The 707-nt window shown below is 34.5% G+C and carries 1 protein-coding gene; it reads left to right on the top strand.

The genetic code is table 11. From position 1 onward, the window contains the following. Positions 1–707, top strand: a 707-nt coding sequence (locus tag ACNDLV_RS07865) for a C1 family peptidase (protein WP_498883073.1), incomplete at both ends; no start/stop codon positions are given.

Here is a 707-nt window from a genome sequence, read left to right as displayed (position 1 = left end):
TTTTTCAACAGAATTAGATACTGAAAATGTTACTAACCAACTTCAATCAGGTCGTTGCTGGCTTTTTGCAACTTTAAATGTATTGCGCCACCATTTTGGAAAAGAATACAAGGCTAAGAACTTCACTTTTTCACAAGCTTACAACTTTTTCTGGGATAAGGTAGAACGTGCTAATAACTTTTATAACTACGTTCTAGAAACTGCTAATAAGCCTTTAGATGATGGTGGTCAATGGCATATGGCAATTTCATTAGTTGAAAAGTATGGAGTAGTTCCTACATATGCAATGCCTGAAACTGCCAATACTAATAATACATCTGCTTTAGCAGAAGCACTTGCCCAAAAAGAAAAGAAAGATGCATTAGTACTTAGGAAATTAGTCCAGGCTGGTGACTTAGAAGCAGCTGAAAAAGCTCGAAAAAAATTCTTGAGTGAAGTTTACCGTATGACGGCAATTGCTGTTGGTGAACCACCTAAGAAGTTTGACTTGGAATATCGTGATGACGATAAGAAGTACCATTTAGACAAGAACTTAACCCCAATTGAATTTTATAATAAGTATTTTAAGGGTGTTAACTTAGATGATTATGTTGTTTTAACAAATGCACCTGACCATGAATACAATAAGCTATTCGCTCTACCTTCTGAAGATAATGTCCAAGGTAAATATCCTATTAAACTACTAAATGTACCAATGGAATTTTTAA

This window comes from Lactobacillus fornicalis (genome assembly GCF_055362665.1).
This window is presented reverse-complemented; position numbering and strand designations above follow the sequence as displayed.